This window comes from Xanthobacter sp. 91 (assembly GCF_000702385.1).
Classification (GTDB): Bacteria; Pseudomonadota; Alphaproteobacteria; order Rhizobiales; family Xanthobacteraceae; genus Xanthobacter; species Xanthobacter aminoxidans.
Genome location: NZ_JNIB01000001.1, coordinates 817,850 through 832,358, shown reverse-complemented (window position 1 = coordinate 832,358; position 14,509 = coordinate 817,850). Strand labels below are relative to the sequence as shown.

Sequence of the window (14,509 nt, the reverse complement as noted above, 5' to 3'; positions counted from 1 at the left end):
GGTCATCCCTCCACGGGCGAAACGCCCGCATGCGCGACCCGCACGTCCCGGGCCGTGGCCCGCCCGTCGCCGGTCGGCTGGTAGAAATGGGAATAGGTGGCGAGCGCCGTGTTGAAGGCCTCGGCATCCGCCGCCTTCTCGAAGGCGAAGGCATCGAAGCCGGCGCGGGCCATCATCAGCGCCTGGTCACGCAGCACGTTGCCCACCGCCCGCAGCTCGCCCTTGAAGCCGTAACGCTCGCGCAGCAGGCGCGCCTGGCTGTAGGCGCGGCCGTCGCGGAACTTTGGGAAGTTCAGCGCCACCACGGAGAGGCGGGAAAGGTAGGGCTTCAGCTCCGCCACGTCCCGGGCGTTTGGCCACAGCACGCCGATCTCGCCGTTGCGCGCGACGAGGGTGTCTGCCTCCTTCAGGAAGCGCTCGGCGGAGACCAGCACCGGCCCGTCGGGCAGGGCCGCGTCGTCGGCGATGGCGGTGAACAGGTCCTCGGTGGGCGCGCCGTTCTTAACGAGGGGCATAGGCGCGCTCCTTGAAGGGGTCGGTGCCGAGCCGCTGGACCGCGGCGATGAAGGTTTCGGCTGGCGAGGTGCGCAGGTCGAGATAGGTCTCGACGAGCCGCTCCACCACGTCCACCACCTCGCCCTCGGACACGGCGGGGCCGATCAGCTCGCCGATGCGGGCCTTGGAATTGCCCTTGCCGCCGAGGGTGATCTGGAAGAACTCCTCGTCCTTCTTCTCCACCCCGAGGATGCCGATGTGACCCACATGGTGGTGGCCGCAGGCATTGATGCAGCCGGAAATGTTGAGGTGCAGCCGGCCGATGTCGGCAATGCGCGCATCGTCCGCGAACCGCTCGGTGAGCTTCTGCGCCACGGGAATGGAGCGCGCATTGGCCAGCGAGCAGTAATCAAGGCCGGGGCAGGCGATGATGTCGGAGATGAGCCCGACATTGGGGGTGGCGACGCCAATGGCCTTCAGCTTCGCCCACAGGGCCGGAAGATCCTTCTGGCGCACATAGGGCAGGGTGAGGTTCTGCTCGTGGGCGACGCGGATCTCGCCATAGGCGTACTGGTCCGCGAGGTCGGCGATCGCGTCCATCTGGTCCGCCGTCGCGTCGCCGGGCGGGGCGCCCACGGGCTTCAGCGACAGGGTGACGATGGCATGACCCTTCGCCTTATGCGGGGCGACGGAATTGGCGTGCCAGACGGCGAAGTCCGGGTCCGCCAGCGCCGCGGCGAGCACGGCGGGGGCGTCTTCCAGTTCTTCCAGCGCCGGATTGAGGAAGCGGTCGCGGATGGCGTCGAGCGCCGCCTTGTCCAGCTTCAGTGCGCCGTCGCGGATCTCGGCCCATTCGGCCTCGACCTTCTGCGCGAAGGCCTCGGCGCCCATCTCATGCACCTGGATCTTGATGCGCGCCTTGTAGATGTTGTCGCGCCGGCCGCCGAGATTGTAGGTGCGCAGGATTGCCTCCAGATAGGAGAGCAGATCCTCCTCCGGCAGGAAGTCGCGGATGGTCTTGCCGATATAGGGCGAACGGCCGAGCCCGCCGCCCACGCTCACCTCGAAGCCGGTCTTGCCGTCGCGCTTGTAGAGGCGCAGGCCCACGTCATGCACGCGGATCGCCGCGCGGTCATGCTTGGCGGCGGTGATGGCGATCTTGAACTTGCGCGGCAGGTAGGTGAATTCCGGGTGCAGCGTGGACCACTGGCGGATCACCTCGGCATAGAGGCGCGGGTCCTCCACCTCGTCGGCGGCGGCGCCGGCCCACGGGTCGGTGGTGGTGTTGCGGATGCAGTTGCCAGAGGTCTGGATGCCGTGGATGCCCACCTCGGCGAGGTCGGCCATGGCATCCGGCAGCTCGGCGAGCTTGATCCAGTTGAACTGGATGTTCTGCCGCGTGGTGAAATGGCCGTAGCCCCGGTCATACTTGCGCGCCACCGCCGCCATGGCGCGCAACTGGCGCGCGGAGAGGGTGCCGTAGGGAATGCACACCCTGAGCATGTAGGCGTGGAGCTGGAGATAGACGCCGTTCATGAGGCGGAGCGGCTTGAACTCCTCCTCGTTCAGCTCACCCGCGAGGCGGCGTGCCACCTGATCGCGGAACTCGGCGACGCGCTCCTGAAGAAAGGCGCGATCGAACTCGTCATAGACATACATGATAGGGCTCGGGGCTCGATATCGGCAGGCGCGGGGAACGGGCGTCAGGCGGCTTTGGCAGCCGCCGCCGGGAGGACACCGGTGGGCAGCGCCACGGTGGGGCCGCCCGCGCGGATGCGCTCGCGCAGGTTCGCCGGCTCGATCCTGCCGTCCGCACCGATGCGGACCGGGGCCGGGTAGGCGCCCACGGCGGTGTTCTCGTCGCCATGGGCGATGTCGAGCAGGCGCAGCACTTCATCGCTGGTGGCGCCCACGGCCGCAGTGCCGATGCGGTCGGTCCAGCCGCCCGTGGCGCTCAGCCAAACGACTGCGCCATCGGCGAGCCGGTTGGCGGTGACGACGGTGGGGCCGGCGATCTTCAGCTTGCGCTGCAAAGGCGAGGTCATGGCGATCTCCGTGCGCCCCTATTCCCAACTCACAGCGGGAGAGCGCTAATTATCCAGAAAACTTATGTCTTAATCTAAATTACCGCGTTTTGATGCGCAATAGGGAAATAACCCACACACGACATTGTAAATTCGACTGAATTAGTAGACTTAAAAGGTGCCCCATTCCGGGGCGCCGGCCTGGCTTGCTGCGCGTTGATACCTTTGGCAGCTTGGCGGCACGGCTCGCGTCCCCCGCGGCCGCTCAAGAATCGCGCGAGGAACGCCCATGACCCCCGAGAACAGCCCTGTCCGCCTCGACATCGCGGACGGGATCGCCCGCATCCGGTTCAACCGTCCGCACGTGTTGAATGCGCTGGACGAGGCATCGGTGCTGGCCCTCGCGGCGGCCGTGGACAAGGTGAGTCGGGACGAGACCGTGCGCGTCGTGGTCCTCTCGGGGGAGGGGCGGGCCTTCCTCGCGGGTGGCGATGTGGCGCGATTCCACGCTGCCGGGCCGGATGCGCCCAAGGTGGTGAGTGCCATCATCGATCCATTTCACCACGCCATCCTGGCTTTGGCCGCCATGCCGGCGCCCGTTATCGCCAGCCTGCACGGCGCGGTGGCGGGGGCGGGCGTCTCGGTGGCGCTGGCGGCGGACCTCGCCATTGCCGCCGACGACATGAAGATGACTCTCGCCTACACCCGCATCGGCACGTCGCCGGACGGCTCCTCCACCTTCTCGCTGCCGCGCGTGGTGGGGCTGCGCAAGGCCATGGAGATCGCGCTTCTCTCCGATACCGTGGAGGCGGACGAGGCGCTGCGGCTCGGGCTCGTGAACAAGGTGGTGCCGGCGGCCGAACTCGCGGCGGAGACGGACAAGCTGGCGAAGCGCCTCGTGGAGGGGCCGACGCTGGCCTATGGCCGCATCAAGCACCTTCTGCGCTCCTCTTTCGGCCACAGCCTCTCCGAGCAGCTCAATGCCGAGCGCGACGCCTTCATCGCCAGCGCCCGCACCGAGGATTTCGCCGCCGGCGCGAAGGCCTTCGTGCAGAAGACGCCGCCGCGCTTCGAGGGCAAATGAGCCCACGACGGCAATGCCGGCGCCGGCTTTTGCCCGCGCCGGCTTTGTGGGCTAGATAGAGGCGGATAGCTTCGGACCTCCCGTGCGCCTACTGCCGCTCGCCTTCACGCTTCTCATCGCCACCATCCTCGGGTTGGGCGTCACCTGGCTTTCCGTGACCCACTCGCGGGGGCTCGACAGCGTGCGCGTGGGCGCCTGGGAAGGCTGGCCGCGGTCCGGCACCGCAAAGGCCGACCCCTATGCCCGTGCCTTCGTCGCGCGTTCGGGAGAATTGCCGCTGGAGCTGGCGGACGGGCTTGTCTTCCTCGCCACTACCGACGATGCCGGAAAGCCGCTGGACGGGCGCTGCGAGACGCGCATCGTCGGCGTGCTGCCGCAGGCGCGGCTGTGGACGCTCACCGTCACCGACCAGGATGGCAACCTGATCCCCAACGACGCCGGACGCTTCGGCTTTACCAGCGCCGAGGTGGTCTATCGCGACAATGGCGCCATCGACGTGCGCCTTTCGCCCCGCGCGCGCACCGGAAACTGGCTCCCCACCGGGGCTCGGCCGCGGCTGAAGGTGGCGCTCCGGCTCTATGACGCGCCCTTCTCGTTCACCTCGGGCGCGGATGCCGCCGTGCTGCCCCGCATCACGCGGGAGGCCTGCCTGTGACCACCCTCGACGATCTGCGCGGGGAGGCATCCGAGGTCGCGGCGCGCGGCGGGCGGCTGTTGGGCCGGTTCTTCTCGCGGCTGCCGCGCCCCCATGTCGCGCGCCCCCGCTTCGTGCGTCCGCGCCTCGGCACGCCGGGGCAACTGCTGCTGTTCATCGCTTTTTCGGTGGTGCTGGGGGCCATCGCCCACATCGTGTCCATTCTGGCCATGCCGGCGCTCGCCGAGCGCAATGCCTATGCGCGGCTCTCGGAGCTGATGGATTCCAATGTCCTGACCCTGCTGCCGGACCCGACCCCGCAGGAGCAGACGCTGCCCATGACGGACCCGGCCTTCATCTCGGCCATCTGCCTCTATGATCTGTCGGGGGCGCCGCTGAAGGTGCGTGTGCCGGCCACCGCCGACTACACCTCCGTCTCCTTCTACACCTCGGAAGCGCTCGCCTTCTACGCGCTGAGCGATCAGGCGGCGGGCAAGGTGATCGAGCTGGATCTGATGACCAGCAAGCAGAAGGCGGCCCTGCCGGAAGACGAGGAAATCACCGCCGCCGACCGGCTGGTGATCGAATCTCCCTCGCGGGAAGGCATCGTGGCGGTGCGCGCCTTCGTGCGCGAGCGCGGGATGCGGGAACTCGTGCGCCGTCAACTCGAGGCGGCGACCTGCACGCCCTCGAACTGAACGCGCGTTCGCCTGACGTCAGTGGCTACGGCGCGGCCGGAATACGGGCTCGACCTCGGGTGTCGGGCCGGGCAGGGCCGAGACGTGTCGCTCGATCCGCACCACCGGCAGGATGACGATCTCCGCCCCCTCCGGCCGGCTTCCGCCGCGATCCGCACGGGACGATCCGCGCCGCGCCGGCTGGCGGGCCGTATCGGGAAACGCAATGACCGTGTTCATGCCCCTGATCCTCCATCGAGAGCCGTGATCACAACGTCACTGTGGTCCTTATGGTTGCGTGAAGCTTAACGTTTGGTGAACCGGGCGTTAATGGCGCGGGCGGACAGGTCTCCCGCGAGGGCGCCGCCCGGCGCTGGCGCGCTCTCAGTTTCCCGCCCAGCGCCAGCGCATGTAGTCCACCGCGAAGGGGGCCATGGCGGGCGTGAGGTCGGCTTCGCCCCGCACCACCGCAACATCGGCCAGCTCCGGGTGCGTCTCGGAGGCGAGGGAGGCACGGATGCGGGCGGCGAGGTCTTCGGCCGGCGCGTCGAACACGAGGCGGCCCATGAGCGCGACGCGCGGCCCGTCGAACAGGCCGGTGAAGCCCTCGTCGCGCAGGATGTCGGCGGGCAGGAGCCCGGTCTCCTCGGTCAGCTCGCGCAGCATGGAGGCGTGGAGGTCCACGCGGTTGTCAGCCGTGATGTCGGACGGGTCGGGTGTGCCGCCGGGAAAGTAGATGCGACCGGCCGAGGCCGTATGCGGCCCCATGACACCCAGCACGAAGCCGCCATCCGAGCCTTCGATGGCGGCGAGGGCGAAGGCATTGACCATGCCCTCATCCTTCCAGCCCTCGTCGCGCCAGAAGGTGAAGGCGGCGAAATCGGTCTGGCGGAAGGCGCCGGAGAGCACGCCGTCCGCGAAGCCGTGGCGGGCGAGGAGCAGGATCGGCCCGTTCCACAGATGCGGATTGTCGGCCGCCCGGCGGGCGAAATACGCCTCGATCTCGGCGCGGCGGGGGGCCATCTCGGTCCAGCCGCCGGGCTCGAAGGCAAGATCAAGCCGATGGACCGGCGCGATGCGCCGGTCCACGGTCCAGTCCTGACCCCAGCCGCCGCTCACGCGGCGGCGTCCTTCAGGGTCGGGTAGTCCACATAGCCCTTGGCGCCGCCGCCATAGAGCGTGTTCTGGTCCAGTTCGTTCAGCGGCGCATCGCGGCGCAGGCGCTCCACCAGGTCGGGATTGGAGATGAACGGCTTGCCGAAGGCCACGAGGTCGGCCTTGCCCTGCGCCAGCACGGTATTGGCGAGGGCCAGGTTGTAGCCGTTGTTCACCATCCAGGCGCCGCTGTAGCGCTTGCGCAGCTCCTCGAACGAGAAGTCCGGCGCCACGTCGCGCGGGCCGCCGGTGGCGCCCTCGACCACATGGATATAGACCGGGTGGCGCTTTTCCAGCTCGTCGATCACGTGGTTGAAAAGCGCCTGCGGGTTGCTCTCCGAGATGCCGTTGGCCGGCGAGACCGGCGAGAGGCGCAGGCCCGTGCGGGCGGCGCCGATCTCGGCGATCACTGCGTCCATCACCTCCAGCAGGAAGCGGGCGCGGTTCTCGATGGAGCCGCCATAGGCGTCGGTGCGCTGGTTCGAACCGTCCTTCAGGAACTGGTCGATGAGGTAGCCGTTGGCGCCATGCACCTCGACGCCGTCAAAGCCGGCCTTGATGGCGTTGGCGGCCGCTCGACGATAATCCGCGACGATGCCGGGGATCTCGGACAGTTCCAGCGCGCGCGGGGCGGAGGTTTCGGCGAAGCCGTTGTTCACGAAGGTCTTGGAGGCCGCGGTGAGGGCGGAAGGGGCCACCGGCGCGCCGCCGTTGGGCTGCAGCGAGGTGTGGGAGACGCGGCCCACATGCCAGAGCTGGATGAAGATGCGCCCGCCCTTGGCGTGCACGGCGTCCGTGACCTTCTTCCAGCCCGCGACCTGGGCGTCGGAATAGATGCCGGGGGTGTCCTGATAGCCCTGGCCTTGCTGGGAGATCTGCGAGGCCTCGGTGATGAGCAGGCCGGCGTCGGCGCGCTGGGCGTAATATTGCGGCGCGAGGTCGCCGGGCACGAAGCCAGCGGCGGCGCGGTTGCGCGTGAGGGGGGCCATGACGATGCGGTTCGGCAGCGTCAGGTTGCCGAGGCGGAAGGGTTCGAACAGGGACGTCGCGCTCATGAAGGGTGTCCTCTGGCGTGGGGCCGGGAGTGCTGCGATGCGGCAGACATAGGCGCGATCAAGCCACTGCCAAGCCCGGCCGCACGCGAAAGCAGGCTCAAATCCGGCCCACGAGCGTGAGTTGTTTCAATGCCACCTATTGGCCGCGCTCAAGTATGGCACCTTACCCATTGGCGTCTTTCAGATATGCAGCACGCCCTCGGCGATCACCACCGCACCGCCGCCGATGGTGGCGCCCGTGACCTGCCCGCCCTTCACCGTGAAGCCGAGGTCGACCCGGCTCGGCCGGCCCATCTCGAAGCCCTGGTCGATGCGCACCTTATGGTGGCCGTCCACCCGGTTCTCGGCATCGAGCAGCACCCAGGGGAAGGCGGCGGCGGCGGAGCCGGTGGCCGGGTCCTCCTCCGTGCCGAGGCCGGGGGAGAACATGCGGGCGCGGAAGTCCGCGTCGCCTTCCTCGTCCAGCGTGTAGAGGTAAAGCGCCTCGCCGAAGCCGCCGAGGGAGGCGATGAAGGCCGCCTCGTCCGGCCGCGCGCGGGCGAGCGCCGTCAGGTCGGCCAGCGGCACGAACAGGAAGGGCACGCCGGCATTGGCGACGATGGGCCGGTGGGCGTCGAAGCCGATGTCGCTCTCGTCGAGGCTCAGCGCCTCGGCGCAGGCGGCGCGGGAGATGTTCACCTCCTCGATCTCGCCCTTGCGCGGCGCGGTGAACACGGCCGAGCCCTTGCGCGCGCCGGCCGGCGTGGCGCCCTGCGCCGCCACCTCGCAGGTGATGGTGCCGATGGTCTCCTCGATGCGCAGGGTGCCCGTGGCGAGCTTGTCCTCCAGCGCGAGGAGCACGGCGGCGCCGACGGTGGGATGACCGGCGAACGGCATCTCATGGGCGACGGTGAAGATGCGGATGCGGGCGCGGTTCGCCTTGTTCTTCGGCGGCAGCACGAACACCGTCTCGGAGACGTTGAACTCCCGCGCGATCTGCTGCATGGCCGCGTCGTCGAGCCCCTGGGCATCCAGCACCACGGCGAGCGGGTTTCCGCCGAAGGGGCGGGTGGTGAACACGTCCAGGGTCACGTACCGGCGCGGCATCTCAGCTCTCGAACGCTACAAGAGCACCCGCGCCCCCACGCCGGCCTCTTACCTCTGCTTGCCACAATTTAGCCTCAGATCGCCGAGGCCGGGAAGAGCCGCGAGGGGGTCACGAACTCGTCCTGCGCTTCCACCAGCAGCAATTCCCGAGACTGTGCTTTTTCGGTCCGGGTCAGCACCCCGTAAATGGAGGATGCGGCAAGGGAAACCGCCTGCGCGGTGGAGCCGGTGCGCAGCACGTGGAAGAAGAACAAGGCGGCGATGGCATCGCCCGCGCCATTGAGCGAAACCGCGAGGCGCGGCGTCCGCACCAGGAAGCGCCCGTCCGGCCCGGAGGCGAGGAGGTCGATCGAATCGGAGGGTGTTTCGCTGACATGCAGGCTGGTGACGAGGATCACCTTCGGCCCCAGCGCGTGCAGGGCGTCGCAGGCGGCGATGGCCTCCGGGAGTGTCGTGCAGGTGCGGCGGGTGAGAAGCTCCAGCTCGAACTGGTTGGGGGTGATGACATCCGCCGCCGGCACCGCCTGCTCGCGCATGAATTCCGGGATGCCCTGCCGCACGAAGATGCCGCGGCCCACATCGCCGATCACGGGATCGCAGCAATAGGCGGCGTTGCGGTTCGCCGCGCGCACCCGCGCCACTGCATCGAGGATGGCGGCGCCGATGTCGGCGGAGCCCATGTAGCCGGAGAGCACGCCGTCGCAGCGCGCCAGCACGCCGCGCTCGGCGATGCCCTCCACCAGATCGCCGATGACGGAGGCCTCGAACACCTGCCCGCGCCACGCGCCGTAGCCGGTGTGGTTGGAGAACTGCACGGTGTTGATGGGCCACACCTCCACTCCCAGCCGCTGCAGCGGGAACACGGCGGAGGCGTTGCCCACATGGCCGTAGGCGACGTGCGACTGGATGGAGAGGATGTTCATGGGGCCATTTCCGGGGGGCGCTGAACAGCCGGTTAACCCCATGCAGCCTCCGCCGACAAATGGAATCTGTTGATGCGGCGTCACGGCCCCGCTGATGTTTCCCAGCGCAACAGCAAGTGACCGGAGCCGGACCTTTCGGCCACTGGAAATGCGCCGCGCAGGGGACTAAGCCGGAGCGCCGCCGCCCGATGGCGACGCTTTGTGCCGGTGACGCCTTGCCCTCGATCCGACCGCCGCTCCGTTTCCTTCTTGCCGTGCTGATGCTCGGCGGCCTTGTCGCGCCTGCGCACTCAGCCGGCCCGGCCTGTTACCCGCCCCAGGCGCTGGCGGCGAAGCCGGGGGAGGAGATCGTGCGGCCGCACACGGGCGGCCCGGGGCAATTGCCTGACATCTCGGTGCCGGCCTCGGCGCCGGTGCCGGCCGCGCTGCGCGGCTCCATCCGCCGGGTGGAGCTGCCGCCGGGTGTGAAGATGGTGGCCCTCACCTTCGACCTCTGCGAGGCCTCCAGCGAGACCTCGGGCTATGACGGCGCGCTCGTGGATTACCTGCGCAGCGAGGGCATCGCCGCCACCTTCTTCGCCGGCGGCAAGTGGATGGTGAGCCATCCCGAGCGCGGCGGCCAGCTCACCGCAGATCCCGGCTTCGAGATGGGCAACCACACCTGGTCTCACGCCAATCTCACCGTGAAGACCGGCGAAGCCATGCGCCGGCAGGTGGACGATGCCGATATCGGCCTCGCCCTCGGCCGCAAGCAGGCGGAGGCGAAGGGCTGCATGCTGCCGAAGCCGCAGGCCATCAGCCTGTTTCGCTTTCCCTATGGCTCGTGCAGCGCCGAGTCGCTGAACTATGTGAACGACACCGGCCACCTCGCCATCCAGTGGGATGTTGATTCCGGCGATCCCGCCTTCATCGGCGCCAAGGGCATGGCCGACGACATGCTCCGCGGCATCAAGCCCGGCTCCATCGTGCTCATGCACGCCAACGGCCGCGGCAAGCACACCGCCGAGGCGCTGAAGATCCTCATCCCCGCGCTGCGCGCCAAGGGCTACCGCTTCGCCACCGTGGGCCAGCTGCTCGCCGCCGGCACGCCGGTGATCGCCCAGACCTGCTATTCCCTGAAGCCGGGCGATACCCGCATCTATGACGAGGCTGCGCGGACCGGAAAGCGCATCCTGCCGGTGCAGTAGGAGAAGGGGGAGCCGGCGGGAGGCATCCCACCTCACTCCACACCCCCTTGCTTCAGCCGTTCCGTTCGGCTATGAGCAGCCTCCCGTACTCGTGAGCGAAGAGCAGAGCGCCCCGTGTCGTCCCGCACGACCAAGACCGCCGCCTCTCAGCCCCGGACCATCAAGGTTCCGGGCAACGCTCTTATTCTGCGCGCGCTTCTTCTCCTTAGCCGCCCCTGAGGGCCGGCCGGGCTTGCGCCTGGGCACTCAGGGGAACCGCCGCCGCCGGGCCTGAAGACCCGGCGCCTGTTTTCGGCTTATGATCCGGACAACATGCCCCCAGACGGGCCGCGCCGGATGCGAGAAGGACCGCTCCCATGACTGCCAGCACCACCGTCGGCGCCAACGACCGCGTCATCATCTTCGACACCACCCTGCGCGACGGCGAACAGTGCCCCGGCGCCTCCATGACCTTCGAGGAGAAGCTCGAGGTGGCCGAGGTGCTGGACGAGATGGGCGTCGACGTGATCGAGGCCGGCTTCCCCATCGCCTCCATCGGTGATTTCGAGAGCGTGGCGGAGATCGCCCGCCGCACCAAGAACGCCACCATCGCCGGCCTCTCCCGCGCCGCCCTGAACGACATCGACCGCTGCGCCGAGGCGGTGAAGCACGCCCGCCGCGGGCGCATCCACACCTTCCTGTCCACCTCGCCCGTGCACATGAAGTACAAGCTCCAGAAGGAGCCGCACGAGGTGCTGGAGATGGTGGTGGCTTCCGTCACCCGCGCCCGCAACCACGTGGAGGACGTGGAGTGGTCGTCCGAGGACGGCACCCGCACCGAGATCGATTTCCTCTGCCGGTGCGTGGAGGCGGCGATCAAGGCCGGCGCCACCACCATCAACATCCCCGACACGGTGGGCTACACCACCCCGGCCGAGTATGAGGCGCTGTTCCGCACCGTGCGCGAGCGCGTGCCCAATTCGGACAAGGCCATCTTCTCCGTCCATTGCCACAATGACCTCGGCATGGCGGTCGCCAATTCGCTGGCTGGCCTCGCCGGCGGCGCGCGCCAGATCGAATGCACCATCAACGGCATCGGCGAGCGGGCGGGCAACGCCGCGCTCGAAGAGATTGTGATGGCCATCGACACCCGCTCGGACGTATTGCCCTATCGCACCGGCATCAATTCCAAGATGCTCACCCGCGTGTCCAAGCTGGTCTCGGCGGTGACGTCCTTCCCGGTGCAGTACAACAAGGCCATCGTCGGCCGGAACGCCTTCGCCCATGAGAGCGGCATCCATCAGGATGGAATGCTGAAGCACACCCAGACCTACGAGATCATGACGCCGGAGAGCGTGGGCGTCTCCAAGACCTCGCTGGTGATGGGCAAGCATTCCGGCCGCGCCGCCTTCCGCGACAAGCTCAAGGCCATGGGCTACGAGCTGGGCGAGAACGCGCTCAACGATGCGTTCACCCGCTTCAAGGACCTCGCCGACCGCAAGAAGGTGGTCTACGACGAGGACATCGAGGCGCTGGTGGATCAGGAGATCGCGGTCTCCCACGATCGCATCAAGCTCCTGTCCCTGTCGGTCATCGCCGGCACCCACGGCCCGCAGCGCGCTACCATGCGCGTCGAAGTGGATGGCCGCGTCATCACCGAGGAAGCCGAGGGCAACGGCCCGGTGGATGCCACCTTCAATGCCATCAAGGCCTTGGTGCCGCATCAGGCCAAGCTCGACCTCTATCAGGTCCATGCCGTCACCGAGGGCACCGATGCGCAGGCCGAGGTGTCCGTGCGCCTCGAGGAGAACGGCAAGGTGGTGACCGCCCGCGCCGCCAATCCCGATACGCTGGTGGCCTCCGCGCAGGCCTACATCACGGCGCTGAACAAGCTGCAGATGAAGCGCCAGAGCATGAACGCCCAGAGCGCTGCCGGCTGAGGCTTCCGACTAGTCATAAAATGAAGGCCGCCCCATGGGGCGGCCTTTTTCGTTGCGGGATCAGTTGCGGCCCGGTCCGTCGCCGGGAGCCCCCCCGGCCCCACCGGGACCACCTGCGCCGCCCGGCCGGGCGGCCGGCGTCGCGGGACCGGGGCGCGCAGCACCTGCGGCGGCTCCGCCCGGCGTCGGGCCGGGCTGGGCGCGCTCGCGGGCCGCCGGGGCGGCAGGCTCGCGCGCCGGTCCATCGCCCTGCACCCGGTTGGCCGGCCGCTCTGCCGGCGCGGCGCGCTGGGGCGCGGGACGCTCGGGGGCAGCGCGTTCGGGGGCCGCACGGTCGGGCGTGACGGCCCGATCCACCGGGCGGGGCTGATCGCGGCTGGGGCGTTCCGGCCGCTCCCGGTCGGCGCGCGGGGAGGGGGCGTTCTTCGGCTGGTCCATCTGGCCGGGAGACGGCCGCTCCTCGCGGCCCCGATCCGGATTGGTGGGCACGGCAGGGCGGTTCGGCGCACCGTTCTGCTCCGGACGCGCGTTGCCGTCCGGCCTCGGCTGTGCCGGGGTGGCCGGCCGGTTGGGCGGCGTTTCCGGCTGGCGGCCCTGATCGGGCTGCGCCTGCCTGTCCTGACGCTCGGCAGGGCTCGCCGGCGACGGAGAGTCCGGCTGGCGGGCGCGATCCGGCTCGGCCTGCCGCTCGCTGCGCTCCGGCTGGCCGCTGCGCGGTGTGTCCGGGCGCGCCGCATTGGGCGGCGTGCGGTCCGGCGGCGTGGTCGGCGCATCGGGATTGCGCTGCGGGGTGCCCGGCGGGGTACCGGGCGCGCCGGGACGGGCGGCATCGCCGGCGCCGGGCGGCGGCATGTTCGGCGTGCCGGGGCGAGCGCCGGGGGCGCCCGGCCGGTTGTCGTCCGTCGCGCGGGCGGGCAGGGCGTTCGGCCGCTCCTGCCGGATCTTGTCGATCACCTGTTGCGCCCGCTCCTGGCGCTGCTCCACGCGTTGCTGCAGCTTCTCGTTCCGCGCCTTGATGGCTTCCAGGCGCTTCTCCTGAATCTCGCTCGCGTTGCGGTTGGCCTCCTCCACGGTCTTCTGGATGCGATCGCGCTGGCGCTCGCGCAGCTGGTCGATCTCCCGTTCATAGGCGCGGTTGTTGCCCGACCAGCGCTGCTCGCGCAGCTGGCGCCGCTGGCTGTCGTCGATGACCGAGAGCAGCGCGGCCGAAGGCGCGGCAAGCCCCGGCACCCGCTCGCCCACATAGTTGCGCACCAGGATGCGCCGGTCCTGCGGCAGCTCGCGCTCGAAGCGCGGCGGCGGGGGAACGCGGTTCGCGCGGGCGACACGCGGGCCGTAGATGCCCACATAGCCGCCGCGATCGACGAACTCGTCCCGGTAGTTGTCCACGAAGACAACCCGGCGGGAGGGGATGCCGCCTTCGATCACGCTCGCATAGTCGCGCCGGTCGACGAAGCGGGTCGTCACCACCCCGTCGCGATAGACCGGCTGATAGATGCGCGGATTGTCCCGCGACAGCCACACGGCGATCTGCGCGATGGGCGCCACATGCAGCGCCAGCTCCGGCGCGGCGAGGTAGCGGTTGTCCACGAACACCCAGCTTTCCGCCACCGGAGGGTCCATCACCCGCGGCGCGCCATAGGCATAGCCGCGGGAATCGGGGGCGATGGGCGCCCAGCCGGTCTTGCCGCCGCCGCTGCGCCACGTCACCCAGGCCGGCGCCCAGGTGTCGCCGGGCACCCAATACCAGCCATAGGCGGGCTCATACCCCCAGCGGCCGTAATGGTAGGTGGCCCAGGCGAACGGCTCGGCCGAATCCCAGTACCAGCCGTAATCGTCCGTCCAAAGCCAGCGCCCCTCCTGATAGGGCCGCCAAGACGCGTCGAGCCCGGAGGGCACGAAGACGTAGTCATAGTCGGGATGGCGCACCCAGCTCCCGTGCTCGGCCAGCGGCTCGTAGAAAATGTTGATGTCCACCCGCTCACGGCCGGCCTGCTGCGGCTGGCCCTGGCTCCGTTTCTGCGCCTGCTGCGCGGTTGCCGGCGTCGCAACGGCGAGCGAAGCGACGGCGGGAACCGCGAGCGCGAGCGCCGCCGTGGAGAGCAGGGCTCGGGTGAGGGGCGAGCGCGAGATTCTCATGGCGTCTCCTTTCAAGAGTCGTCTCAAGAGAACCGGCCCGGCCCGCGCTTGTTCCTCGCGGAAATCGCCTGAAAAAATCGCGCTTTGCCAGATGCTTGGGTGGCCCAGCGTGGCCGTGGTGCGGCCAGAAG

General features: G+C 69.2%; 14 protein-coding genes. 5 read left to right on the top strand and 9 right to left on the bottom strand.

All coding sequences use genetic code 11. The features are described from left to right. Positions 1-2: 2 nt before the first annotated feature. From A37E_RS0104055 to A37E_RS0104045, 3 genes are read right to left on the bottom strand one after another with little or no spacing between them, the layout of a single operon-like run. Positions 3-515 carry a DUF934 domain-containing protein gene (locus A37E_RS0104055; protein WP_029555432.1) on the bottom strand — a complete coding sequence of 171 codons (513 nt, stop codon included), beginning with the start codon at positions 513-515 and terminating at the stop codon, positions 3-5. After that, positions 502-2,154: a nitrite/sulfite reductase gene (locus A37E_RS0104050; RefSeq protein ID WP_029555431.1), complete on the bottom strand. Its 1,653-nt coding sequence runs from the start codon at positions 2,152-2,154 to the stop codon at positions 502-504. Before A37E_RS0104050 ends, A37E_RS0104055 begins: the two co-directional genes overlap by 14 nt. A gap of 44 nt (positions 2,155-2,198) precedes the next feature. After that, positions 2,199-2,540 (bottom strand): DUF2849 domain-containing protein, encoded by a 342-nt coding sequence (locus A37E_RS0104045; protein ID WP_051678771.1) that lies wholly within the window; start codon positions 2,538-2,540, stop codon positions 2,199-2,201. 268 nt (positions 2,541-2,808) lie between these two features. Here A37E_RS0104045 and A37E_RS0104040 point away from each other — a divergent pair, with 268 nt between their 5' ends. The 3 genes from A37E_RS0104040 to A37E_RS0104030 all read left to right on the top strand — a co-directional run bounded on the left by A37E_RS0104040 (position 2,809) and on the right by A37E_RS0104030 (position 4,935). After that, positions 2,809-3,603 carry an enoyl-CoA hydratase-related protein gene (locus A37E_RS0104040; protein WP_029555429.1) on the top strand — a complete coding sequence of 265 codons (795 nt, stop codon included), beginning with the start codon at positions 2,809-2,811 and terminating at the stop codon, positions 3,601-3,603. An 82-nt stretch (positions 3,604-3,685) separates the two neighbouring features. Further along, positions 3,686-4,258, top strand: coding sequence for a DUF1214 domain-containing protein (locus A37E_RS0104035; RefSeq protein WP_029555428.1), 573 nt, complete (start codon positions 3,686-3,688; stop codon positions 4,256-4,258). Further along, the gene (locus A37E_RS0104030) at positions 4,255-4,935 is read left to right on the top strand and encodes a DUF1254 domain-containing protein (protein WP_245279265.1); all 681 of its coding nucleotides are present in this window, start codon (positions 4,255-4,257) and stop codon (positions 4,933-4,935) included. The genes A37E_RS0104035 and A37E_RS0104030 overlap by 4 nt, the downstream gene beginning before the upstream one ends. 18 nt (positions 4,936-4,953) lie before the next feature. Here A37E_RS0104030 and A37E_RS0104025 read toward each other — a convergent pair whose 3' ends face one another. The 5 genes from A37E_RS0104025 to pdxY form a co-directional block, all read right to left on the bottom strand. Continuing rightward, a complete protein-coding gene (locus tag A37E_RS0104025; RefSeq protein ID WP_029555426.1) occupies positions 4,954-5,154 on the bottom strand; it encodes a hypothetical protein in 201 nt (66 codons plus the stop codon). 144 nt (positions 5,155-5,298) lie between these two features. After that, positions 5,299-6,033, bottom strand: a complete 735-nt coding sequence (locus tag A37E_RS0104020; protein WP_051678770.1) for a hypothetical protein — start codon at positions 6,031-6,033, stop codon at positions 5,299-5,301. Next, on the bottom strand, positions 6,030-7,124 hold the full coding sequence (locus tag A37E_RS0104015) for an alkene reductase (RefSeq protein ID WP_029555424.1): 1,095 nt from the start codon (positions 7,122-7,124) through the stop codon (positions 6,030-6,032). The genes A37E_RS0104020 and A37E_RS0104015 overlap by 4 nt, the downstream gene beginning before the upstream one ends. Positions 7,125-7,304: 180 nt before the next feature. After that, positions 7,305-8,210, bottom strand: coding sequence for a PhzF family phenazine biosynthesis protein (locus tag A37E_RS0104010; RefSeq protein WP_029555423.1), 906 nt, complete (start codon positions 8,208-8,210; stop codon positions 7,305-7,307). A gap of 74 nt (positions 8,211-8,284) precedes the next feature. Continuing rightward, entirely contained in the window at positions 8,285-9,133 is an 849-nt protein-coding gene (pdxY, locus tag A37E_RS0104005; protein WP_029555422.1) for a pyridoxal kinase PdxY, read from the bottom strand. Positions 9,134-9,321: 188 nt separating this feature from the next. On the opposite strand from pdxY, the gene A37E_RS0104000 reads away from it, so the two are divergent. Beyond that, positions 9,322-10,320, top strand: coding sequence for a polysaccharide deacetylase family protein (locus A37E_RS0104000; RefSeq protein WP_051678769.1), 999 nt, complete (start codon positions 9,322-9,324; stop codon positions 10,318-10,320). A gap of 356 nt (positions 10,321-10,676) precedes the next feature. Continuing rightward, positions 10,677-12,239 carry a 2-isopropylmalate synthase gene (locus A37E_RS0103995; RefSeq protein ID WP_029555420.1) on the top strand — a complete coding sequence of 521 codons (1,563 nt, stop codon included), beginning with the start codon at positions 10,677-10,679 and terminating at the stop codon, positions 12,237-12,239. A gap of 60 nt (positions 12,240-12,299) precedes the next feature. Here A37E_RS0103995 and A37E_RS0103990 read toward each other — a convergent pair whose 3' ends face one another. Further along, complete coding sequence (locus tag A37E_RS0103990) at positions 12,300-14,378, bottom strand: DUF6600 domain-containing protein (RefSeq protein WP_029555419.1); 2,079 nt, start codon at positions 14,376-14,378, stop codon at positions 12,300-12,302. Positions 14,379-14,509 lie beyond the last annotated feature (131 nt).